Annotated in this window: 16 protein-coding genes, 1 tRNA gene and 1 pseudogene; 13 read left to right on the top strand and 5 right to left on the bottom strand. The window is 60.9% G+C overall.

The genetic code is table 11. The features are described 5' to 3' along the window. Nucleotides 1–8 precede the first annotated feature (8 nt). The 10 genes from clpB to C2L71_RS10820 all read left to right on the top strand — a co-directional run bounded on the left by clpB (nucleotide 9) and on the right by C2L71_RS10820 (nucleotide 12360). Complete coding sequence (clpB, locus tag C2L71_RS10860) at nucleotides 9–2669, top strand: ATP-dependent chaperone ClpB (RefSeq protein WP_103265776.1); 2661 nt, start codon at nucleotides 9–11, stop codon at nucleotides 2667–2669. A 265-nt stretch (nucleotides 2670–2934) separates the two neighbouring features. Beyond that, the gene (locus C2L71_RS10855) at nucleotides 2935–3873 is read left to right on the top strand and encodes a nitronate monooxygenase (RefSeq protein WP_103265775.1); all 939 of its coding nucleotides are present in this window, start codon (nucleotides 2935–2937) and stop codon (nucleotides 3871–3873) included. Nucleotides 3874–4059: 186 nt separating this feature from the next. Then, the gene (locus C2L71_RS12170; protein ID WP_170042496.1) at nucleotides 4060–4197 is read left to right on the top strand and encodes a hypothetical protein; all 138 of its coding nucleotides are present in this window, start codon (nucleotides 4060–4062) and stop codon (nucleotides 4195–4197) included. A gap of 53 nt (nucleotides 4198–4250) precedes the next feature. Continuing rightward, complete coding sequence (locus C2L71_RS10850; RefSeq protein WP_103265774.1) at nucleotides 4251–5768, top strand: TrkH family potassium uptake protein; 1518 nt, start codon at nucleotides 4251–4253, stop codon at nucleotides 5766–5768. Beyond that, nucleotides 5765–6385 (top strand): hydrolase, encoded by a 621-nt coding sequence (locus C2L71_RS10845; protein ID WP_103265773.1) that lies wholly within the window; start codon nucleotides 5765–5767, stop codon nucleotides 6383–6385. Before C2L71_RS10850 ends, C2L71_RS10845 begins: the two co-directional genes overlap by 4 nt. A gap of 79 nt (nucleotides 6386–6464) precedes the next feature. Then, entirely contained in the window at nucleotides 6465–7469 is a 1005-nt protein-coding gene (gene rsgA / locus C2L71_RS10840; protein ID WP_103265772.1) for a ribosome small subunit-dependent GTPase A, read from the top strand. Nucleotides 7470–7741: 272 nt separating this feature from the next. After that, entirely contained in the window at nucleotides 7742–8320 is a 579-nt protein-coding gene (locus C2L71_RS10835; protein ID WP_103265771.1) for a QueT transporter family protein, read from the top strand. 219 nt (nucleotides 8321–8539) lie between these two features. Then, nucleotides 8540–9838, top strand: a complete 1299-nt coding sequence (locus C2L71_RS10830) for a glycosyltransferase family 2 protein (RefSeq protein ID WP_103265770.1) — start codon at nucleotides 8540–8542, stop codon at nucleotides 9836–9838. 177 nt (nucleotides 9839–10015) lie between these two features. Then, nucleotides 10016–10921 (top strand): sulfite exporter TauE/SafE family protein, encoded by a 906-nt coding sequence (locus C2L71_RS10825; RefSeq protein ID WP_103265769.1) that lies wholly within the window; start codon nucleotides 10016–10018, stop codon nucleotides 10919–10921. A gap of 113 nt (nucleotides 10922–11034) precedes the next feature. Beyond that, the gene (locus C2L71_RS10820; RefSeq protein WP_103265768.1) at nucleotides 11035–12360 is read left to right on the top strand and encodes a histidine kinase; all 1326 of its coding nucleotides are present in this window, start codon (nucleotides 11035–11037) and stop codon (nucleotides 12358–12360) included. A gap of 452 nt (nucleotides 12361–12812) precedes the next feature. Here C2L71_RS10820 and C2L71_RS10815 read toward each other — a convergent pair whose 3' ends face one another. From C2L71_RS10815 to C2L71_RS10800, 4 genes are all read right to left on the bottom strand, one after another. Further along, nucleotides 12813–13391, bottom strand: a complete 579-nt coding sequence (locus C2L71_RS10815; RefSeq protein WP_103265767.1) for a hypothetical protein — start codon at nucleotides 13389–13391, stop codon at nucleotides 12813–12815. 844 nt (nucleotides 13392–14235) lie between these two features. Further along, nucleotides 14236–14311 (bottom strand) — tRNA-Thr (locus C2L71_RS10810). 187 nt (nucleotides 14312–14498) lie between these two features. Further along, the gene (locus C2L71_RS10805; protein ID WP_103265766.1) at nucleotides 14499–15773 is read right to left on the bottom strand and encodes an ArsB/NhaD family transporter; all 1275 of its coding nucleotides are present in this window, start codon (nucleotides 15771–15773) and stop codon (nucleotides 14499–14501) included. Between the two features lie 246 nt (nucleotides 15774–16019). Beyond that, nucleotides 16020–17528: a polysaccharide deacetylase family protein gene (locus C2L71_RS10800; protein WP_103265765.1), complete on the bottom strand. Its 1509-nt coding sequence runs from the start codon at nucleotides 17526–17528 to the stop codon at nucleotides 16020–16022. Between the two features lie 228 nt (nucleotides 17529–17756). Here C2L71_RS10800 and C2L71_RS10795 point away from each other — a divergent pair, with 228 nt between their 5' ends. Together C2L71_RS10795 and C2L71_RS10790 are read left to right on the top strand one after the other, a co-directional pair. Next, a complete protein-coding gene (locus C2L71_RS10795) occupies nucleotides 17757–20090 on the top strand; it encodes a MurT ligase domain-containing protein (protein WP_103265764.1) in 2334 nt (777 codons plus the stop codon). Nucleotides 20091–20265: 175 nt separating this feature from the next. Continuing rightward, the gene (locus tag C2L71_RS10790) at nucleotides 20266–21816 is read left to right on the top strand and encodes an LCP family protein (RefSeq protein ID WP_338065899.1); all 1551 of its coding nucleotides are present in this window, start codon (nucleotides 20266–20268) and stop codon (nucleotides 21814–21816) included. 81 nt (nucleotides 21817–21897) lie between these two features. Here C2L71_RS10790 and C2L71_RS10785 read toward each other — a convergent pair whose 3' ends face one another. Further along, a complete protein-coding gene (locus tag C2L71_RS10785; protein WP_103265763.1) occupies nucleotides 21898–22674 on the bottom strand; it encodes a TraX family protein in 777 nt (258 codons plus the stop codon). Between the two features lie 129 nt (nucleotides 22675–22803). Between C2L71_RS10785 and C2L71_RS10780 the strand changes: the two are divergent. After that, a pseudogene (locus tag C2L71_RS10780) lies at nucleotides 22804–23202 on the top strand (hypothetical protein); the annotation flags it as partial.

Raw genomic sequence — 23202 nt, 5'->3', positions numbered from 1 at the left:
GAACGTTTATGAACATGGGCAACTTGAACAAACTGGCTCTGAGCGCGCAGGAGGCTCTCCAGCAGACCATCACCATTGCCTCCGAATCTGAAGCGTCCCAAGCCGAGCCCATCCATATGCTGAAGGCCTTGCTTGAGTCGAAAGAGAACAACCTATCTGCCATTATCAAACGCATCGGAGCAGAGCCCTTCCAGCTGTTGGCCAACGTGGATGCGGAGATCCTCCGCATGCCCAAGGTGAGCGCGAGTGGCGGCATGATGATGAGCGGCGTGCCGGGCCCGGCACTTATGAACCTTATCGACAGCGCTGTGAAAATCGCAGAAAAGCTGGGCGACAGCTATGCCACGAGCGAGCATCTGCTCATCGCTTTGTCTGAGGAGAAGGATTCCGCCGGCAAGATCCTCAACGCCGCCGGCGTCACACGCAAGACCATCGAAGCGGCTTACGACGAGCTGCGCGGCGATACCCGCGTGACCGATCCGCAGAACAAGGTGCAGTTTGAGGCGCTCGAGCAGTACGGGCAGAACCTCACCCAGCAGGCACGCGAAGGCAAGCTCGACCCGGTCATCGGCCGCGCCGAGGAGATCCGCCGCACCATCCAGGTGCTCTCCCGTCGCACGAAAAACAACCCCGTGCTTATCGGCGAGCCCGGCACCGGAAAGACGGCTATCGTCGAAGGCTTGGCCCAGCGTATCGTGGCGGGCGACGTGCCGTCCAGTCTGAAGGATCGCGACATCATCTCGCTTGACCTGGGTGCCATGATGGCCGGAGCGAAGTACCGTGGCGAGTTCGAAGATCGCTTGAAGGCGGTGCTGCGCGAGGTCAAGCAGAGCGATGGCCGCATCATCCTGTTCATCGACGAGCTGCACACCATCGTGGGCGCTGGCTCCACCGGCGACAGCTCGCTCGACGCAGGCAACATGCTCAAGCCCGCGCTTGCCCGTGGCGAGCTGCACGCCATCGGCGCAACAACGCTCGACGAATACCGCAAGTACGTCGAAAAGGACGCCGCGCTCGAGCGCCGCTTCCAGCCGGTGCTGGTAAGCGAGCCCACGGTGGAGGACACCATCGCCATTCTGCGCGGCCTCAAGGAAAAGTACGAGATCCATCACGGCGTCCGCGTCACCGATGCCGCAATCGTAGCCGCAGCCGAGCTTTCGAACCGCTACATTTCCGATCGCTTCCTGCCCGACAAGGCCATCGACCTTATGGACGAGGCCGCCAGCCGGTTGCGCATAGAGATCGATTCCATGCCAGAGGAGGTGGATGCCGCCGAGCGCAAGCTCACGCAGATGCAGATCGAGGAGCAGGCGCTTATGAAGGAGAACGATGAAGCCTCGCAGGAACGCCTCGAAACGCTGCGCCGCGACATCGCCGCCGCCCAGGAGGATCTGGACAAGCGCAAGGCCGAATGGCAGAACGAGAAGGACGCTATCGAGAGCGTGCAGAACCTCAAATCCATTCTGGAGGGAGCACAGCTCGAAGAGGAGCGTGCCACGCGCGAAGGCGATCTCTCGAAAGCCTCGGAGCTTCGCTATGCCCGCATCCCCGAACTGCAGAGGCGTCTGCACGAGGCAGAAGAGGCGCTCAATGTGAAGCAGCAGGACGGCGCTATCCTCAAAGAGGAGGTGTCCGCCGATGAAATAGCCGAAGTCGTGTCCACGTGGACGGGCATTCCCGTGCAGAAGATGATGCAGGGAGAGATGGCTAAGCTCGTCGACCTTGAGGACAAGCTGCACGAACGCGTGGTAGGCCAAGACGAGGCCGTGTCGGCCGTTGCCGGCGCCATTCGTCGCAACCGCGCGGGGCTGTCCGATCCCGACCGCCCTATCGGCTCGTTCCTGTTCCTGGGTCCCACCGGCGTGGGCAAGACGGAGCTTGCGAAGGCGCTCGCCGAATACCTGTTCGACAGCGAGAAGGCCATGGTGCGCATCGATATGTCCGAGTACATGGAGAAGTTCAGCGTGCAGCGCCTTATCGGCGCACCTCCGGGATACGTGGGCTACGACGAGGGCGGCCAGCTGACCGAGGCCGTGCGTCGCAAGCCTTACTCGGTGATCCTGCTCGACGAGATCGAGAAGGCGCACCCGGACGTGTTCAACATCCTGCTGCAGGTGCTCGATGACGGCCGCCTGACCGACGGCCAGGGCCGCGTGGTGTCGTTCAAGAACGCTATCATCATCATGACGTCGAACGTGGGCTCGCAGTTCATTCGCGAGTTCGCCGAGCATGGCGACGAGAAGGCCATGAAGCAGGCCATCGACGGGGCCCTGCGTGCGACGTTCCGCCCCGAGTTCATCAACCGCATCGACGACGTGGTGGTGTTCAACGCGCTCAATATGACGAACATCGAGCCTATTGTCGATCTGCAGCTCGAAGAGGTGCGTGACCGCCTGGCTGACCGCCGCATCACGCTCGACGTGACGCCTGCGGCTATGGAGCACCTGTCCATTGACGGTTACGACCCCATCTTCGGCGCTCGCCCGCTCAAGCGCCTCATCCAGCGCGAGATTGTGGACCGCATTGCCCAGAAGGTGGTGGAGGGCCAGCTGCGCGACCGCAGCCACGTGCTCATCGACATCGATCAGGACGGCAATTACAGCTGCAGAGTGGAAGAGCCGCTCGATTTTGAAGGGCTGACGCTCGACGCTGAACCTGTGGAGAAGTAGGCGAAGCTCATATCGCGAAGCGCCGGGGGCCGCGAAAGCGGCCCCCGGCGCTTCCTTTCCCAGGCGTGCGGGCGTTGCTTCTTGTGCAGTCTCTGCCCCCATCGCTTCTTGCGGCTGCTCCTCTCGATGGCCGATGGATGCGGTCAATGGATGCGGGGGAAATCGCAATGGGATGGTGCGATTCGGCATAGGCGCGATGCGCTATCATGTGAAGTTCAGGCACTGCCAACGGAGCATGAATCAGCGTGCGAGAGGAGCTTCTGCTATGAAAACCGCTCTATGCGATGTGCTCGGAATCGAGTACCCCCTTATTCAAGGAGCCATGGCCCATATCAGCGACGGCGCGTTTGCTGGCACCGTGAGCGAAGCGGGTGCGCTCGGGGTGATCCAGTCGGGCTTTGATACGCCCGAGGTCGTGCGCGGGCAGATTGCGATAGCGCGGAGCAAGACAGACAAGCCTTTCGCGGTGAACCTCATCATGGAGTCGAAGTGCGTGGAGGACGTGGCGCGCGCCGTTATCGACGAGCGAGTTCCCGCCGTCACCGTGAGCGCCGGCAACCCGGCGAAGATCGTTCCGATGCTCGTGGAGGCCGGGATTACGACGATGTGTCTTGTGCCGCACGCACGCGCCGCCAAGAAGATGCAGGATTTGGGCGCGTCTGCCATCGTCGCCGAAGGCATCGAGGGCGGCGGCCATATCGGCAAGCAGACGACGATGCCCATGGTGCGCCAGATTGCCGAAGCAGTGGACATTCCCGTTATCGCCGCCGGGGGCATCGCCGACGGACGGGGCTTCGTGGCGGCACTTGCACTGGGCGCGGTAGGCGTGCAGATGGGCACCGCGTTTCTCGTGGCCGAGGAGTGCCCGGTGGACGAAGCCTACAAGCAGCTGATCATCGATGCTGACGACGCGTCCACAACGCTGACCGGCGAACCTGGCAAGAAGCAGGTGCGTTGTCTGCAGAATCCGTTCACGCGCGGGTACTGGGAGCTGTACGATCGGGGCGCCTCCAGCGAAGAGCTCGATGCGTACTGCACGGGATCGATCGGCCGCGCGAAGGCGGGCGATATAGAGCGTGGAGCGTTCTCGGCCGGCATGATTTCGGGCCTGATCAAAGAGAAGAAGCCCGTGGCCGCCATCGTCCGCGACGTCATGGCGCAGGCCGATGCCACGATGGAGGAACTGAAACGTCTGTACGGATAATGGCCGATAGGGCGACAGCGCCCGGCATGGAGCCGATGGAGCGTCGTGCCGAGCGGCACGGCGGCGGGTGCGCCGCCCAAAGAACGGGGCGTCCGGCGCAGGTCGGGCGCCCCGTTTCCTGCGCGTGCTTTGTGTTGCCGCATAACGGTTGTGTTGCGCGGCGTCCGTTTGTACTAGAATACCCGCATGCGTAAAAGAAAGCAGGATATCCGCCAGGTCGTCGAAACGCCACTGCTGGGCTACAGCGTCCTGGTGCTGGCGCTCACGTGCTTTTTGCTGCTGCTTGCCGCGCTCATCATCCTGACGAGGGTTGTGGTTAGCTGATGGCGCGTATCATCGAAATATCGTTTCATGCGGGATGCTGGTAGGGCGCTCGCATGTGGCAACGATTTTCTTTGTACGACGTTCGCGTCATCGGGCATTATCTGGGAGTGCTCGCGCTTTTTTCCTCGCTCGCTCTGCTGGTCCCGTTCGTGACGGCGCTCGCATGCGGTGAATGGGAGCCGGCGAGCCGCTATCTGTTGACGATCGGCATTGCGGTCATCGTGGGCTCGGGTCTGCGGTTTCTGCGCATCGATCCGGGCCGCCTCAACCGCCAGCAGGCGCTCGCCGTTACCGGCTTCGCATGGATCGCCCTGGCATTTATCGCCACCGTGCCGCTGCATCTGTCGGGCCACTATGCAAGCTATCTCGACGCGTTGTTCGATGGCGTGTCGGGCTTGACCACGACCGGGGCTAGCCTCGTGCAGGATCTCGACCACCTCTCCAATGCCGATAACATGTGGCGTTTCATGATGCACCTGCTCGGAGGTCTGGGGCTCATCGTCGTGGCGCTTTCATTCGGGCTGTTTGGCAGGGGCGCGAGCGCGCTGTATGCGTCGGAGGGCCGCAGTGAGCACGTAGTGCCCAACGTGGTGCAGACCACGCGGCTCATCGCCAAGATCGCCATGGTCATCACGTTCATCGCCACGATCGTACTCACCGGCCTTTGCGTCTTCATGGGCATGGAGCCGCTGCGTGCGTTTTTGCATGCGCTCTGGATAGCGATCTCGGGATTTATGACGGGCGGCTTCGCTCCGATGAGCCAGAGCATTATGTACTATCATTCGTTTCCCATCGAGCTTTTGCTCATGCTGCTCATGCTGCTGGGCTCCATCAACTTCGTGCTGCATTCCGAGGTGTGGAAGGGACGCGTCGCCGTGTTCTTTCGCGATCTTGAGACGCGCACGATGGTGCTATGGCTGGGCGTTATGGCCTGCGTGATTGCCGCGTCGTTGAGCGCGAGCGCCGAGTTTTCGGATCTGCCGGCCATGCTGAGGCGCGGCTTGTTCATGGTGGTTTCGGCGTTTTCGACCACGGGCTTTCAAAACATCACCTCGAATCAGATGACAACCGTTTTGTCGTCCGGGGCGTTTCTGGTCATTGCCGTGCTCATGGCGGTGGGCGGCAGCGGAGGGTCCACCACGGGCGGTATCAAGTTCAGGCGTATCGGCATTATCATGAAGTCGGTCGTCGCTGCCATCAAAGAGGCTCTCGCGCCCGATTCGGCGCGCGTCGTGGTGTCGTACAACCATGTCGGTCGTCGCGTGCTCGCGCCCGACGTTGTGAAAGAAGCGATGATGGTGTTCATCCTATACGTGGTGACGTACGCCATCGGTGCGCTCGTGGGTATCGCGCACGGTTACGAAGCGACGCAGGCCATCTTCGAATCGGTGGCCATGGCGAGCAGCGGCGGTTTGTCGTCGGGCCTCATCTCGCCGGGTATGCCCCCCACGCTGGAGCTCTTCTATATTCTGCAGATGTGGGCGGGCCGCCTTGAGTTCGTCACGCTTTTGGCGCTCGTCGTGGAGATCGTCGTCTCGCTCAACCCGCGAAGGCTGGTGCAGCGCTCATGAGGGCGGCGTATTCGACAAAGCTGCGCACATCGCGTCGCATCGCATGCGCGTTGGTGGCGCTCGCCGCGGCGCTGTGGGCGTGTGCGCCCGCGCTCGCTTTTGCGGACGAGGGTCCCAGCGCGGAGGGCGACGACGGCAACACGGTCAACACCCAGCAGCTTCCCGACAGCTCGTTCATCTACGATACGTCCATCGTCGATCTGGGTACGGCAGATACCTATTACGACAATCAGACCGTACAGGTTGTGGGCGAGGTTGTGGGGGATAGCATTCGCGCCGGTTTGAGCGGCGGCCATCGCTGGATCACGCTTGCGGCGCCCGCAGGAGCCGCGACGCTGTCGGTGTACATGTCGAGCGAATCAGCCGCGAAGATCGACACGTACGGAAAGTACGGCACCACGGGCACAACCCTTCAGGTGCGCGGGACGTTTCATCTCGTGTGTCCCGATCACGACGGAGTGAGCGATCTTCACGCCGAGGTGGTTTCCGTCGTAGAGCCGGGATCGCACCATGAGGACGAGTTCGAGTTCGACCGGTTCATTCCGGGTGCCGTCACGGTTGTCATCGGATTGGCCATGATGGCAGTCTTCTATTGGATACGGGAGCGGAGGCGCTGACGTCCGTGGAAACCGGCCGAAGCGGTGCCCGTGCCCTTGGGCCCGCAGCCGAATCGGCGGAGAAGCAGAAGGAGGACGCTTGCAGAAGGGTCAGGTTGTGAAGCTGGATCGCGGGTATCCGCTCGTGCGCATGGAGGACGGGAGACTCGTCCGATGCGAGCAGGCGGCCTCTCTGTTGAAGGGTTCGCAGGTACGCGCCGTCGTCGGGGATGTTGTCGAGGCCACCGTGCCCGATGGGCACGACAAGGGCATCATCGAATCCATCGCACCCCGTTCGCGCGCATTCGTGCGCAAGGATCCTACCGAGCGGGCGGTTCCCCAGGTGCTGGCTGCGAACTTCGATCGCGTGATCGTGGCTCAGCCGCTGGCCGACGTGAACGTCAGGCGGCTTGAGCGCGAGCTCGTGCTGGCATACGAGACGGGGGCGACGGTTACCGTGGTGCTCACGAAAGCCGACCTCGCCGAAAGCGAGGAGCATGTGGCCGAAGTGCGCGAGCGCGTGAGCGCTCTCGTGGGGTCCGACGTGCAGACCCTCGTCGTCTCCGAAAACGACTTGTCGAGCGTGGAGGCCGTCCGTGCGCTCGTGCCGCCGAACACGACGGCGGTCCTCATCGGCAAGAGCGGGGTGGGCAAGTCGAGTATGGTGAACATGCTGGTGGGCGAAGATATACAGGATACCACGCCTGTCCGCAATCGCGACGGCAAGGGCCGCCATACCACCGTGAGCCGCGAGATGGTCGCTATCCCGCAGGGCGGTTGGATTGTCGACATGCCGGGCGTGCGCGGTCTGGGGATGTGGGAGGCCGATGCGGGCATCGGCGCAGCGTTCGCCGATGTGGAGGCTTTGGCCGAGCGCTGCCGCTTCCGGGACTGTCGGCACGAGAACGAGCCGGGCTGCGCCGTGCGGGCTGCGGTCGAGGCGGGAAGCATTGCGCCCGAGCGGATCGCTTCGTACCGCGTTCTTAAACAGGAGACGGAGGAAGTGCGCGAACGCCGCGAGGAGGCGCGTCGGATGCGCGGCGAGAAGGCGAGCGACGTCCGTAAGAAGCCCATCCGCAAGGGCAAGCCCCGTCGGAAACGGTGATGCGGAAACGTCGTCGTCCCGGACGCGTATCTGCTATACTTGCGAGCGGCTTCGATCTTGTTCCGACGAGCGAAGCTTCGCGTTTGCACCGTTGGGCCCTGCATACGCGACATAATCGTTGCCCATAGCCCGCGGTGAAGCCGCGTGGACGCACGGCGGTATCGCAAAAATCCGGCGCACTTGGCGTTCGGGTTTGCGTGGCTACGGAAAGCCGCGCCGCTAATCCGCCCTCCGTCTCCGCCCTTCGGCTGCGTGGAGACAAGGAGCTCTGTATGAACGCGCACACGAACAAGAAGACGGCTTATGTCGCCCAAGCGGGCATGATCGCCGCGGTGTATGCGGCTGCGACCCTCGTGACGTTGCTGTTGCTGCAAGGGCTGGCCTGGGGCCCTGTGCAGTTCCGCTTATCCGAGGCCGTGTGCGTTCTGGCCGTACTCACGCCGGCTGCCGTTCCCGGTCTCACCATCGGGTGCGCCATTGCGAACCTGATCGCGCTCGCCATCAACGGTACCGGCGCACTCGGCTTGCTCGACGTGGCGTTTGGCAGCTTGGCGACGTTTCTCGGCGCGCTGTGGTGCTGGAAGCTGCGCGACCGTCCGAAGCTCGCGCTGCTCGGGCCGGTGATCGCCAATGCGCTCATCGTGCCCGCCTACCTTCCCCTCCTTCTGCAAGGCCTTGGCTACTACACCATTCCGTTCACATCTGTTGCGCTCGATGGGCTGTACCTGCCCATGTACCTGTTTGGCGTCGTGTCCACAGGCATCGGGGAAGCGCTCGTCATGTACGCGCTCGGGCTGCCCTTGCTTTCGGCGCTCAGACGCTCGGGGGTTGTCCAGCAAGCAGCCGCATAACCGCGCGTCGGTGCGGCGCAGGGCCATCGATAGCGCGTGGATCAACCTGGCGTTAAGGATGCATGCCGCGCGTTGCCGTCACTTCACTGTTTCGGTGAAGCGTATGCTCCCCGTTTGACAAACCGCTACAATGCTTAAGTTAGCCTTAACAGCGCCTTGCGGGAATGTGCAGGGCGTCTGAACTGGGCGCGGATCTATTGGCCGACACGAAGGACGGGCATGAACCCAGTTATCGTCGTTCCGACGTTCGTTTCCTCTCGCCGCCGCAAGGACGGCGGCGGCGTGACCACCACCTACGACCACATGACGCCGATTTCGCAGTCCGGGGAGCTTTCCCGCTTATTCACGTCGTTACAGAAGGTGCGCGGTATCGGACAGATCATCGTGCTCGTGGTCAGCGAGCCCTCTATCGAGGTGCAGGCGGCCGAGAAGATCCAGTCCATCGCTTCGGGTTACCCGTCGCTCAATATCGCCGTCATCGGCGCGCCGGAGTTCGCGCTCGTCCAGCAGCGCATGGAGCAGCTGGGGCTTGGCAAGCTGTCGAAGGAAATCGGTCTGTCCGGCTATGGTGCCGTGCGCAATCTCGGCCTCGTCATGGCCGACGTGCTCGGCTTCGACTCCGTGGTGTTTCTGGACGACGACGAGGTGGTCGATGACGCCGACTTCCTACAGAAGGCCATGTACGGTCTGGGCAAGCTTACGAAGAAGGGTATCCCCATTCTGGCCAAGACGGGCTTCTACTTCAACTCCGATGGCACGTACCTTTCGAAAAGCCAGGACAAGTGGTACAACCATTTCTGGCAGCAGGGCAAGGCATTCAACAAGATGATGGCGAGGGCCATGCACGGTCCTCGCCTGTCCCGCTCGAACCACGTGTGCGGAGGTTGCCTGGCACTGCATAAGGAGGCGTTCAAGCGCCTATCGTTCGACCCGTGGATCGCGCGCGGCGAGGATCTCGACTACATGCTTGACTTACGCATGTACGGCTCGGATATCTGGCTGGACAACCAATGGAGCTTGCGGCATCTGCCTCCGGAAACGGAAAGCGAGGGCACGCGGTTCCGTCAAGACATTTTCCGTTGGCTCTACGAGTTTCGCAAGATGGAGTACAGTCGCACGCAGATAGATCTTATGCAGGTGAAGCCGTCCTCGCTCGAGCCGTATCCGGGGCCGTTTTTGGAGCCGGGTATCACAAGGCGTATCAGGCTGACGGCGTTTTTGCGCAGCCTCGCGCGCCCCGACAAGCGGGCGTACCGCAAAGCGGCGAAGGCCGCGACCGGCGAGGCGACCACATATGCGCAGCGAAACTGCTCGAAGTACTTCGAGTTCCAGTTCGTGTGGCCTGAACTTATGGCGCGCATGGAGAACGACCAGATTCTGCGCACGGCGCTCATCCAGTCTGCTGCACAGCGGCAGGTTAACATCGATCCGGGCCGTGCGGTCCCGCCGCAACCGGCGAGGCCGGCGGGTATCGATCCCGGCGTGACAAGCGAAATCCGCCTGAATATCGCCGAGTAATGCGAGTATGAGGACGTGGCCGCTGGGCACCTCCCTGCGTCGTGCTGCCGCATGATAACGCGTGCGTGACGCTTCCGGGTTGAACCAGCGTCATGCGGCTGACGGCTTCGGTTTTCGCTACACTGGGTCCGCTGAGAACAGCGCCCACGGTTCGCCTCGGGAGGAGCAGACTTCGACATGGAACCTATCGTGCAGTTCGTCATACCGGCACTCGTTGGCCTTTTCATCGGTGTGTTGTCCGGGCTGCTCGGCATCGGCGGAGGTACGGTCATGGTTCCGGTGTTTCGCCTCCTGTTCGATATGAGCGCTATCATGTCCACAGCCACGTCTCTGTTCGCCATCATTCCCACCTCCATTTCAGGTGCGCTATCGCACGTAAGGCACAAGACGTGCATACCGTCGCTTGGCATTGCCGCCGGCATCGGCGGCGCGCTTACGTCCCCGGTGGGTGTGTGGCTGGCAACGCTTTCGCCAGCGTGGCTAATCATGGTGGTTGCTGCGCTCATCATCGGATGGTCTGCCGTGAAGATGCTCAGCAAGGCTATCAAGATGAAACCGGCGCAACCAGAGCCGGCGACTTCCTTCGCGCAGGCTGCAGGCGCGACGTCAGGAGGGGCCCCCTCTGCTGATTCGCGATTGCATGAGACCAGCCGGACATCAGGCGCTGCATCGGCTTCGAACATGGAGCTCCCCTCAGGGAAACTCACGCGGAACCAGCTGCTCATCGGCGTCGCTATCGGGCTGGGCGCGGGCGTGGCATCGGGCTACGTCGGCGTGGGCGGCGGGTTCATCATGGTGCCGCTCATGCTGTCGCTTGTGGGCATATCGATGCGGCAGGCTTCCGGCACGTCGCTCATCGCCGTGATGATCCTCGCTATTCCAGGCGTCATCGAGCAGGCCCTGCTGGGCAATATCAATTACCTGGCCGGCATCGCGATCTCCATCGGATCGATCCCCGGCGCAATTATCGGCGCGCGCCTTGTGCATCGCGTACCCGAGCGCACGCTGCGCTTCATTTTCGGAGGCTTCCTGATTGTGGCCGCCGCCCTCCTCGTACTCAACGAATTCGGTATACTGGGCTAGACGCGCATACATCACGCGGCCCTTTACGGTTGCGTGGGGATGTTCTGCGCGTGCCCAGAGGAATCGCGTCGCCTGCGTCGTGCGCGGGGCGGCGGTGTATCGCAGGAGGAAGCATGGAGGAGGAGAACGAAAAGGAGCATCCCTCGCGTCTGTTCACGCTCGAGATGCTCATGTTCACCATCGCAGTGATCTCGGGCATGGTGCTGCTATACAGCCTTGTCACGCGGGAGATCAACATCTTCGTACTGTTTGCAGCTGGGTTGTCGTTCACGCTGTCCATCGTCATGGTCATTCGTCTGCTCATGGATCCCGACTCCGTGCGAGCTCGTCAGTCCGATGCGATGCTCAAGCTTGCCAGTCAAACCCTTGCGTACATGAGCGACGGTTTGGATCGTGAAGCCGCCCAGAAGATTTGCGGCTTGCTGCTCCCCTCAACGGCCGCCATTGCTGTGGCCATCACCGATAAGGAGCAGATACTCGCATATTCTGGATACGAGGCGGCGGCGAATCCCTCCGGCAGCATGATTCGAACGCTCGCCACCCATGCGACGCTGAATGACGGGATGATGCGCATCCTGTTCACGCCTGAGGAAATCGGGTTTTCCGACGATACGACCAACATTCGGGCGGCCATGATTGTGCCGCTCAAAATTGGGAAGAACGTCGAAGGCACGCTCAAGTTTTACTACCGCCGCGCAAAGCATATCAGCGAAACGCAGAAGTCCATTGCCGAGGGCTTCGGCAAGCTGCTGTCCACCCAGATGGCCGCCGCGGCGCTCGAAGAGCAGACGAAGCTGGCCACCAGTATGGAACTCAAGATGCTTCAGAGTCAGATCAATCCGCATTTCCTGTTCAACACCATCAACACCATAGCCTCGCTGATCCGCACCGATCCCGAAACAGCGCGCACGTTGCTGCGAGAATTTGCCGTGTTCTACCGACGGACTCTCGAGGATTCGGCCGACCTTATCGTCTTTGCGCGTGAAATCGAGCAGACGCAGCGCTACTTCACGTTCGAAGTCGCGCGTTTCGGGGCGGAACGGGTCGCCATGCAGGTGGATATCGACGCAGAAGTAGAGGATATGCTCGTGCCGCCGTTTCTTATCCAGCCGCTTGTCGAGAATGCTGTGCGGCATGCCATGCCTTCCGAAGGGCGACTCACCGTTACCGTGACAGGGCGCATCGAAGGGAACGATGTGGTGGTGAGCGTGGCTGACGACGGCGTGGGGATGACGGAGGAAGCTCGGCAGAACATCCTGCACCCCGAGTCCTCCACCGGCCTGGGCATCGCGGTCAAGAACGTGCACGACCGCATCCACGGCTACTTCGGATCGAGCGCTCATATGGACGTCGAAAGCGAGTTGGGACGAGGAACCTGCGTCAGACTCGTGCTCACAGGCGGCGCTGTGAATCCGACCGAGGAGCCTGCGAACCATTGATCGGCTGCCAGCGCGCACGTTGCACACTGGGCGCTTTCCGCATCGCAAGGCTTACCGGTTTCTGTGCCGCATCGAGCGCCCGCCCTGCGTTCCGAAGGTGCAAAGATGTACAGGCAGAACAGGTCGCCGGCTGCGAAACCAACCGACGGCCTGCAATGTCCGACGGTGCCCTACGACATGGAACGATGTCACGGAAGAGCTTTCCGGGTGTACGATCTCCTGTGAGTAGGTGAAATAATTAATATGATCAGGCAAGATGCAGCAAATGCTGCTGAGGTTGGACTGCCGTAGAGAACTTGAGCGTAGACGGATGAGAGTCTGCGAGGGTCGATTGAATAACTGAGTGGCAAGAGGTTGCAACCATTTCGCCGTGTCGATGCCGACGAAGCTGTCAGAAGGGCGATGCTGGTGGAGGATCGGTGCGCCGCTCGCCCCGAGCAGAGATGCCGACGCTATCGAATAAAAAAGTCCTTGGATAGATTGAGCTCAGTGACAAGTTGATTATTTGCGTCCGCAAATAAGGATTTGGTTTTATGGTAGTCGCTGAATTTCATCTTAAACCATTCCTCTGGGTTTACTGTTTCGCCCGTGACATCCATTCGAAGCTGCGAGGCTAGCAACACGTAATAGCAGATCAGCCTGTGTGCATTTACTGACACGATGCTATTCATATTGGCTTGATAGTTTTCGCTTTGCATGGAAGACAGGATATGAAGTGAAGAGGGTGAGCCATATGCGTAGACCTTGAAATAAAGGTTATTCTGTTTTTCAAGGAGCTTCGTATCGGGAAAGCTGTGCTTCTTATTCTTCCCAGAGTCAATCATATCCTGCATCAGTACCAGTGCATCGTAAGGAGCGCTAGCCATTAGTTCTAGCCGCTTGTCGCTGCGCTGCTTTAATAGCTCGTTTTGAAATTCCTTTTCAGTTAGAGCTAGTCCGTCTTTGAGGTTCTTTCTCGACATAAAATAGGTCACTAAAAAACCGACTATGCTGACGAGCGAAGGTACGACTATTCCTGCCCATTCCTGCATGCCCATCTTTGAAACCTACTTTCTTCAACATGTTTTATCAACGCTTGTTACTTTTCGCTTTGAAGTTAGCAATTTTTGATTTTCCTTCCCCATGCTCGGACGATTGGGCGCGATCCTTCCGCAAACAGCACACTATCCGCTCACTGTGGGATAGACCCCTCACCCTGCGCTACAATGGGCGCGGTGCTTCGCCGCATCCTGCCGGACGGCATCTCCGAGAGGGGGTGTTTGCCATGGACAGTCAAACCGTGATCGCCGTGTGCGCATTGCTGGCTTTGATGGTTGCCATCGCCGACCTGGCGAGGAAGGAGTAGGGCGAACGGTGTTGGGCATGAAGAAGGCCGGGTTACCCTGAACAAGTCCCCGGCCTAGCTGAGTAACCGATGCCGCCCGGCCAGGCGGGGCACCACCGATTGGCTTGATTGTAGCACATCCGCATCAGTAGTGCTGGGCATCCTTGCGCCCGCTGCGACATTCCACGGGATTCCCAAGCTCAACAAAACCCAACAGGTGCGATAGAAATCCCTCATCCTCGCGGTGAGGGTCGGGCTTGTCACGGGCATGCGCTTAGGCGAAGTGGTGGGGCTATGTTGGAGGAGTGTTGACCTGAACCAGCCGTGTATCCACGCCGTTCAGCAGCGCAGCACTTACGGCGAGATAAAGCCGCCGAAGGGCCGTTGTAAGAAGCGCACCGTGTTCATCGATGCGGCCATCGCCACGTATCATAGAGGTGAAAACAGCCTAGTCTTTGTCCGTTGTGCCCCGGTTGTGTCCTAGAGGTGGTTTTGGCGCGCATATAAAGAAACAGGCCAGCTAAGTTTCCCTAGCTGGCCTGCACTTTTTCTGGAGCCAACGAGCGGATTCGAACCGCTGACCTACGCATTACGAGTGCGTTGCTCTACCAGCTGAGCCACGTTGGCATACGGCTTCAATGCGAAGCGCAAGAATGAAGTATACCTAAACCATGTTTTGCCTGCAAGGGGTTTTGAACGAAACGAACGAAACGCATCGGATTGAGGTCGATTGGTCGATGGCCGACCACACGCAGGCCGGGCGTTTGGCCAGGCCTGCGTGTGGTCGGCGGTCCGATTGAGAAGCTCGGTTTCGCTACATCGGCGGGAACCTGAGAATCAGGTACAGCCCGGCGATGACCACGGTCAGCATCATGATGGGGAAGCCGACTTTGAGGAAGCTGATAAATGTGATCTCGTGGCCGTTTTTCTTGCTGATGTCGCTCAGCACCACGTTCGCGCTCGCACCAATGATCGTGCCGTTGCCACCCAAGCATGCGCCAAGCGAAACAGCCCACCACAGAGGCGTGACGTCCATGCCGGTGGACTCCATGGCCAGCAGGATGGGAATCATCGTGGCCACGAAGGGGATGTTGTCCAGGAAGCTCGATATCACGGCCGAGCCCACCAGAAGTACGAGCATCGTGATGAACACGTTGCCGCCGGTCACGTCGATGAGCGCATAGGCCAGCATCTCGATCACACCGGTTTCAGAGAGCGCGCCCACGATGATGAACAGGCCGGCGAAGAAGGCGAGCGTGGTCCACTCGACCTGCGAAAGTGCATGTTCGATCTTCTCGCCCGAGATGAGCAGGAGAATGCCCGCAGCGCCCAGGGCGATAACGCTCGACTCGAGTCCGAGTGCTCCATGCGCCATAAAGCCAATCACGACAAGCCCCACCATAACAACGCTCTGTTTGAGCAGACGATGATTCTTGATCTGCGCATGTTCGTCCAGCTCCATGACGCGTTTCTTGTGCTCGTCGTTCACGTTCAATTTGCGCCCATACAAGAAGTAGAACACGACGAGGATCGCGGCGAGGATGATGACGACTGCTGGTGCGTCGTACATGATGAAGTCGAGGAACGTGAATCCGGCAGCCGAGCCGATCATGATGTTCGGCGGATCGCCGATGAGCGTCGCCGTGCCGCCGATGTTCGATGCCAAGATCTCGGTCATGAAGAACGGGATGGGATTGATGTCGAGCATCTTGCAGACGGTGATCGTCATTGGCCCGATGAGCAGCACGGTGGTCACGTTGTCGAGAAACGCCGATAGGACTGCCGTGAGCAGAACGAACAGCATCATGATCTTCCACGGGTCGCCCTTTGCAAGTCGAGCGCACTTGACGGCGAGAAACTCGAAGACGCCCGACAACTTCACGACGGAGACGAACAGCATCATGCCGAACAGCACACCGAGCGTATTGAAGTCGATATGCTCCATGGCCTGATCGAACGACAGGATATGAAGCGCCAGCAAAAGGAAGGCTCCGACGATCGCGGCGAGTGCGCGATGGAGCTTCTCCGTCATAATGGCCGCGAAGGTGATAACGAATATGCCTATTGAAATGATTTGGCTAGCATCCACTGCTGATCACCTTCTGCGAGCCCGATTGCATGCTCATTGTTGCAGTCCCCCTGCCTCGGTTTCTCAAATGGTTTCTCGGTGACCTTATTGTAGGTTTCTGATCAACTACGTGCCGGAGGAATCATTCGATCTTCCATCGTTAGTTTCTATGGATCGATAGATTCAGAAAATAGAACGACCCGCAGAATCGATCGTTCTGCGGGTCGTCGCGGTATCAGGTAAGAGCGGCCACGGCGGCAGACGCGGCTAGGCCAGCGGATACTCCATAAGCTCGTCGATGGTAATGAACCGGTACCCCTTCTCCTTGAGATAGGGCAGGGCCTGCCGTAGCGCTTCCACGGTCTGGGAGCGGTTGCCGCCTCCGTCGTGCATCAGAAGGATGGCTCCGGGCCGGGCGCTCTTCATTTGCTCGGCGATGGCATCCGCTCCGGGTCGTTTCCAGTCGGTAGTATCGATGTTCCACCCTATTTCGGCGCTGATGTAAGGTTTCAAATTGCGAATGACCTCGGTGCCGAAGTTCCCGCCGGGCGTGCGGATGACAGTGCTCGCTTTTGCGCCCGTCGCCTCTTCGATGGCGGCGTAGCCTTTCTCGATCTCGGCCACCTGCTCTTCGGGCGTCATGAATCCAAGGTTGACGCCCTGGCCGCTTCCGTCTGCGTGGTCGAAGCTGTGCGTGCACACCTGGTGCCCTTCGGCCACGGCGCGTTTGACGTGGTCTACGCCGGCGCCGGCGATGCGGTCGCCAACGGTGAAGAACGTCGCCTTGGCCCCATTCTCTTTGAGAATGTCGAGAATCTGCTCGGTATACTCCTCCCAGGGACCGTCGTCGAATGTGAGCGCAATGACCTTGTCGTCGCCGACATCGGGTTCCACCTTGCGGCAGACGATGTCCGAAGGCTCCTTGGTGATCTGCTCGGCTACGAGACCCGATAGTTTCCCGGTTTTTGTCGCCTTTACGCCATCGGTCCCGTCGCCTTCGATGATGTGGATGGCGCCCGTCCCCTCTTCGCGCACTTCAAAGGGCACGGCCTCCTCGACGGCGTCCGAGGGCTCTTCGATCGGGTTGCCGTTGCCGATCTCGACAACGTCGCCGGCGGAGAGTTTGGCTGCGGAGTCGGTGGTCGCTTCGCCGTTGATGGTCGCATGGAACGGTTCGCCCTGGCCGGCCTCCAACACGCTGCCGTCAACAGCCACCAAATCGCCGGCGAGGGGCCGTATGCCGCTCTTGCGTAGAACGTCGGCGATGGTCTTGTCGCCATCGACTTCGAATTCGTTGCCGTTAAGCGTGATGGCGATGGGCAGGTTCTGCACGTACAGGAAGCCTCCGACCGCGATGACCGCGACTACGCCCAGCGCGAGCGCGATCCCTGCGATGCGACGACCCACCGGGACCTTCGGTTTCTGGGCGATGCGCTTGTAGCGCTCGTGATCCTGGTAAGGCGACCGCTGCCCGGGATTCGTCGCACTGCGTTGATGGGTTTGGCGGTACCGCTCGTTTGCGATTTGCTGCTGATAGGCAGCATTCTGAACATGGGCGACGCGCGGCGTTGACCCTGTGGCCGGACGCGCAGCCGGATGAGCAGGTACGTTTCGTCCAGGAATGGTTCCAGGATGCGGCTGCGCAGAAGATCCTACGTGGTTGCGGTTTGCATTTGGACTTGCCTGCGGCACCGGATCGGATCCTTCGGTTCGGCCGGATCTCGGGTCGCCACCTTCCAGCGGCGAGGGAATGCCGCCCAGTCTGGTATCTGTCATGTTCTCCCCATTGCTGCGTCGTACATCGCGTTGCGCGCGATCGTGGTGTGTTTCGTGAGATAACTCGAATATAGTATCACTATACGGGCATCTTATCGGCAGGGGGTGGGCGAACGATGCACTTCCACTGAAATTTGTATGGAGGCTCGCTCTGGCGTAGGGCAGTGGGGCCCGAAGCGGGAAGTCGAACGGTTTATACTGGACGAAACGAGCCGAAAGGATGTCCTCATGAGTTTGCAGTTCGCCGCTGCACGCGCGATCAGCAGCGTTTCCACCTGGGGTTTGAAAAACGTATTCCATCGACCCGCTGCATACTTCCCCGGTAAGGCGGCCCTGCGCGTCGACCCGCAGGTCATCGCGCACGCATCGAGCAGGCTGACGAAGGGCTCGGTCATGGTGGTCGGCACGAACGGTAAGACGACGGTGACGAATCTGCTGGCCGACGTGCTTGAAGGCGAAGGCGCTCTCGTTGCCTGCAATCGGACGGGTGCGAATCTGGGATCCGGCGTGGCGGCTGCGCTGCTTCATGCGAAGTCTGCAGACTGGGGGGTTTTCGAAATCGACGAGCTGTGGTTGGCTAAGACGCTGCCCCAGCTGCAAGCGACGTATGTCGTACTGCTCAACCTGTTTCGCGATCAGCTCGATCGGATGGGCGAGATCAGCCGCATCCAGGACAGCATCGTCGGCGCACTGACCAGCTCGCCCGCGACGACGCTTATATACAACGCGGACGATCCGTTATGCGCCGCCATTGCCGATCGCATTGCCAACCCCACGATCGGGTTCGGTATCGGGGAGGATTTGGGACTCCCGCAGAACTCGGTGGCCGACGCGCTGATGTGCCAGAAGTGCTCGGGTATGTTGGAGTATGCCTACCGTCAGTATGGCCAGCTAGGTGACTACAGTTGCCCGACCTGCGGTTTCTCGCGCCCAGCGCTTGCGTATGCCGCGCGGAATGTAGAACTGAGCGCAGCTGGGCTGTCGTTCTCGCTTGAGGCTCCGCCGCGACAGGACGGTACTTCTGACAAGCTCTCAGTTCGCGCTCCTTTCAATGGTGCATACATGGTGTACAACCTCGCAGCGGTTGCGGCAGTGGCCGACACGCTTGGCTGTACGAATGAGGCCATTCAGCGCGCTATCGACGCGTTCGACCCTCAAAACGGACGCTTACAGGCGTTCGACCTTGAAGGGCGTCGGGTGCTGCTCAACCTCGCGAAGAATCCGACGGGCTTTAATCAGAACCTTAAGATCGTCGTTCAGGATCCGGCTCGCAAGGCCGTCGCCTTCTTCGTCAATGACAAAGAAGGCGACGGCCGCGACGTCTCATGGCTGTGGGATATCGACTTCGAGGAATTGGGCGCCCATGACGGACTCGTGGTTCTTGCGGGGGGCGCGCGCGGCCGGGACATGCAGGTACGACTGAAGTACGCCGGCATAAACGCCGATGTTGTCGAGAACGCCGATGACGCGCTCGAACGTGTCTATCAGCTGCCGAAGGATGCGAATGCCTACCTTATCGCCAATTATACGGCGCTCCCGATCGTGCAGGATGCGCTCAACCGGCGCGTGGAGGCGGGGCGTGCCGCGCACGTGGCCGCGGCAGCTTCGAGTTCTCCTAGCGCTGGAGATTCTGAACCGGTGAGCTCAGCCGCGGCCGCTTCGGCTGCGGCTGAGCGGCTGCGAGCGTCGACTGCGCCCGCGCCGGTCGGCAAAGCGCACAGCACGGCGTCTGCCGCAAACGCATCGCCGCAGGGGGCAGATGCGGCCGCTGATCCTCTGCAGATGGAGGGTGTTTCCGCAGGTTCTTCGCTTGTGATAGCGCACCTGTTCCCCGACCTGCTCAACCTGTATGGGGATGGCGGTAACGTGCGCATTCTCGAACAGAGACTGGCATGGCGCGGTATTCCTGTCCAGGTCGAGCGTGTGCGCCACGGCCAGTCGGTGGACTTGTCGAGCGTCGATCTCGTCGTGCTCGGCGGCGGCCCCGATCGTGAGCAGCGTCTAGCTTCCGTCGAGCTTATGCGCATGCGCGACGATCTGAAAGCCTACGTCGAGGATGATGGCGTTCTGTTGGCCGTATGCGGCGGGTATCAGATACTTGGTTATGAATGGCTGCTCGGCGACGAGGTGGTGAAAGGCCTCGGCATTGTCGACATGACCACCGAGCGACCGGGCACTTCGGCCGATCGCCTTATCGACAACATCGTCCTGCGCTCCCCTTTGCTTGCGCAGCCTATTGTGGGCTACGAGAACCATGCAGGTCGCACGCATCTCGGCACGGGCGTCGAGGCGTTCGGCGACGTGGTGTCTGCAGGTGGGCACGGCAACAACGATGACGACCGCCGCGACGGCGTGCGCTATAAGAATGTGATCGGCACGTACCTGCACGGTCCTCTGCTGGCAAAGAATCCCCACGTGGCCGACGATCTGCTGGCGCGCGCTCTCGATCGTCATGTAAAGCGCACGGGGAAGGGCGCCGGACGTGCGGCTCTCGTGCCGCTCGACGATGCCGTTGAGCTGGCTGCCAATGAGGAGCTGTGCAAGCGCTTCGGCGTCGCGTAGGGCCTGACTGCCCGTTCGCCGCGCTTGCAGCGGGTCTTGTGCATCCTTCAACATCTTCGGGATAGCTGTTGCGATGCTTGGATCGTGCGCATGAGTCTTCGCGTGCCTGTGACGTTTTCGGAGAGAAGGTTGCGCCGCGCTTGCATTGCCGCATCGACCCAGCCACAATGACGGTATGACTAGCCAACGCAGCAACTCTTGGCGCGCTCGTCGCGCGTCCGTCGACTCGAACCGCACCGTGCGTGCTTCGGAGGTAAGCCGCGATTCCCGAAGGTATCAACGTCACGACTCCTTTGATGCATCCGCATACTCCCGCAACAGCGCGTACGGCTCGGATCAGGCCGACCGTCAGCGTTCGACCGCCGCGCGCATGACGCAGCGCGATTATACGCGCGAGCGCAAGCGCCGCAAGCGCAAAAAGATCGCCATGATCGCGATTGGGGCGGTTGTCGTGCTATGCCTCGGTGGCGCCGGAGCCGCGTTCGCCTTCTACCAGAACATCAGCGACAAGCTGCATGCAGGCGTCGATCCGGCTCTGCGCGACGCGCTTGTTGCTACCGATATGGCGGGCGAGCCGTTCTACGTACTGCTCATGGGCGTGGACGGGTCGAGCGAGCGCGAGGCGTCCAGCGAGTACGCAGGAGACCAGTTCCGCAGCGACAGTATTATGCTTACGCGCATCGATCCGCAGAAAAAGCAAGTCACGCTCGTTTCCATCCACCGTGACACGCTCGTTGACATGGGCGAGTACGGCCAGAACAAGATCAACGCAGCCCATGCCATCGGCGGGCCGTCCTTTGCGGTCGAGACTATTTCCGATTTCGCCGGCGTTGACATATCCCATTACGCCGAGATCAACTTCGACGGGTTCAAGGAGATCGTCGATGCGCTTGGCGGCGTGGAGGTGAATGTCCCCATGGAGATCGACGACGACATGGCGGGCGGCCACCTTGACGCGGGTCTCCAGACGCTCGACGGCGACCAAGCGCTCGTTTTGTGCCGTTCGCGCCACGCATACGACGATTACGGCGATGGTGACTCCTATCGCGCCGCCAATCAGCGTCTTGTGCTGGCGGCTATCGCGAAGAAGCTGCTGTCCTCCGACGTGGCCACCATGGCGAACACCATCACGTCGCTCAGCGGGTACGTGACCACGGATCTGGGGATCACGGACATCATCGGCATCGCCCAGACCATGCAGGGCCTCGATCCCGACAACGATATCTACTCCGCCATGGAACCCACAACGTCGGAGTACATCGGCGACGTATGGTACGAAATTACCGATGTCGAAGCTTGGAAAGAGATGATGAACCGCGTGGACCAGGGTCTGCCCCCCACTGAGGAAGATGTTGTCGACGAGGCTTCGGGAACGGTGCTTGCCTCCACCGGCAGCGGCCCGAAGGGCCCGAGTTCGAGCGCAGGGTCGGGGAGTTCGTCGACGAAAAAGTCGGGCTCGGTGGCCGTGCGCAACGGCAACGGCATTGCCGGCGCCGGCGCCGAGGCGGCCGAACGCCTCGAGGCGCTGGGCTACCACAACGTGGATGCGGGCAACGCCGAGAACTTCAATTACGCGAAGACCGTCGTGGTGTACCGTGAAGAAGGGCAGGCTGACGAGGCGCAGGAAATCGCCGACGCGCTGGGTGCAAGCGTTGTCAAGCACAATGACGGCACGTACGTGTTCGACACGGGCTTTTTGGTGGTGCTCGGAGCCGATTGGAAGTAGCGTCGCGCGTTCGCGTGGCGAGTAGAGGCAAGGAGAAAGGCGTGCCCGGAACCTGCGATCGTGCGGTTTCCGGGCACGATGCTAAAATCCGAGCATCCAGTCGCCGAACATCAGTCCTTTGGCAAGACCGAGCACAAAGATGTGCGCAGGGTAATACGCGTAAAAGAAGTATTTGAGGGGGCGTCCGCGCCGCCCGTTGTAGGACAGCAAAAGCGGAATCGCCCCGGTGCAGCCGACGAAAGCATAGAGCATGAACGGCAGATGCACGAGATCGAGCGAGGACATGAGCGCCGACAAGCGCGGAAGGCCGAGAGACGCGATGGGTACGAGGACAGGGTAGACAACGCGCTGCCGTCGGTCGGGCATGATGCGAATCATCAGGATCATGACCACGCCGAGAATTCCCCAGTCGCACAGCGAGCTCGCCGCGACGATGACGGTGAAGATCAACCAAAACGCTGCGCGCTGCTCCACATGGTCGTACAAGTAAAGCGCTGCCAGCCCCAGCAGCAGCGTGAACAGCACGTTGCCTTCGTGCGAGAGGAACAGCCAGTACGGCACCTCGGACACGAGCGCGAACACGAGTAGCCTTCCTGCGTATTTTCGCATATTCGATGTGTATCGATATCCTTCCACCAGCAGAAACGCCATGACGGGAAACGTGACGCCGCCCACGGCAAGCATGACGCATTGAGCTTCGAACGGCAGATAGGGATAGAAGATATAGGCTGCGTGGTTCAGGGTCATGCCCACGATTGCGACGATCTTGAGCGCGAACGATGACAGGCCGATGCGGTCGGCACCGCAGTCGCCGGCGGGGTCGGAGAGATTGTGATGAGATGCGGGGCTGGTGGGCATCGGTGTTCCTGTCGGGTTCGGGTGTGTCGGCCGATTGCCGGGCTCGTTCGGGTCGTCGGGCGATTGCTGGGCGGTGTCCAGTATACTGCTGAAAAGGACGGCTTCGGAGCGAAAGGCAGGGGGTGGCGCGTGGGCTTGCGGCATCCTAGCGAACCCGGTTCCGGCGCGAGCCTGCGCGCCGGAACGGCACGCTTCGTCCGTGCCGTTCGTGCGCATCGACTTGCGCTGTTCGCGACGACGCTTGTCCTCTGCGCGCTTTGCTTCCAGATGATTCCTGGCAACACGCTCGCATCGTCGGTCGCGCAGTCGGTCGTGCTGGCCGCCGTGGCCATGATCGCGGTTGCGCTCGGGCATCGAACGGCGCTCTGCTTGCCGGCGGTGGGCGGCGCGGCGCACGGGTGCGGCACGGACGCGGGCTCGAATGCGGTTGGCGAGTGGAGCGAGAACACCTGTCGAAGCGCGCGCGACGCGCGCGGAGGCAGAGACCGCGCGCGTTGGGGAGGGCTCGGTCGGTGGACGGTCGCGGTG

Source organism: Enteroscipio rubneri (genome assembly GCF_002899715.1).
Lineage (GTDB): Bacteria > Actinomycetota > Coriobacteriia > Coriobacteriales > Eggerthellaceae > Enteroscipio > Enteroscipio rubneri.
Note: the sequence above shows the minus strand (reverse complement) of the source record. Positions and strands in the feature narration are given on the sequence as shown.

Coding starts and splice junctions, on each gene's coding strand:
- C2L71_RS10790 (WP_338065899.1), top strand. CDS start 20,266: ATGACTAGCCAACGCAGCAACTCTTGGCGCGCTCGTCGCGCGTCCGTC.
- C2L71_RS10835 (WP_103265771.1), top strand. CDS start 7,742: ATGAACGCGCACACGAACAAGAAGACGGCTTATGTCGCCCAAGCGGGC.
- C2L71_RS10845 (WP_103265773.1), top strand. CDS start 5,765: ATGAGGGCGGCGTATTCGACAAAGCTGCGCACATCGCGTCGCATCGCA.
- C2L71_RS12170 (WP_170042496.1), top strand. CDS start 4,060: ATGCGTAAAAGAAAGCAGGATATCCGCCAGGTCGTCGAAACGCCACTG.
- C2L71_RS10855 (WP_103265775.1), top strand. CDS start 2,935: ATGAAAACCGCTCTATGCGATGTGCTCGGAATCGAGTACCCCCTTATT.
- C2L71_RS10825 (WP_103265769.1), top strand. CDS start 10,016: ATGGAACCTATCGTGCAGTTCGTCATACCGGCACTCGTTGGCCTTTTC.
- C2L71_RS10830 (WP_103265770.1), top strand. CDS start 8,540: ATGAACCCAGTTATCGTCGTTCCGACGTTCGTTTCCTCTCGCCGCCGC.
- C2L71_RS10795 (WP_103265764.1), top strand. CDS start 17,757: ATGAGTTTGCAGTTCGCCGCTGCACGCGCGATCAGCAGCGTTTCCACC.
- C2L71_RS10820 (WP_103265768.1), top strand. CDS start 11,035: ATGGAGGAGGAGAACGAAAAGGAGCATCCCTCGCGTCTGTTCACGCTC.
- C2L71_RS10785 (WP_103265763.1), bottom strand. CDS start 22,674: ATGCCCACCAGCCCCGCATCTCATCACAATCTCTCCGACCCCGCCGGC.
- C2L71_RS10850 (WP_103265774.1), top strand. CDS start 4,251: ATGTGGCAACGATTTTCTTTGTACGACGTTCGCGTCATCGGGCATTAT.
- clpB (WP_103265776.1), top strand. CDS start 9: ATGAACATGGGCAACTTGAACAAACTGGCTCTGAGCGCGCAGGAGGCT.
- C2L71_RS10800 (WP_103265765.1), bottom strand. CDS start 17,528: ATGACAGATACCAGACTGGGCGGCATTCCCTCGCCGCTGGAAGGTGGC.
- C2L71_RS10815 (WP_103265767.1), bottom strand. CDS start 13,391: ATGCAGGAATGGGCAGGAATAGTCGTACCTTCGCTCGTCAGCATAGTC.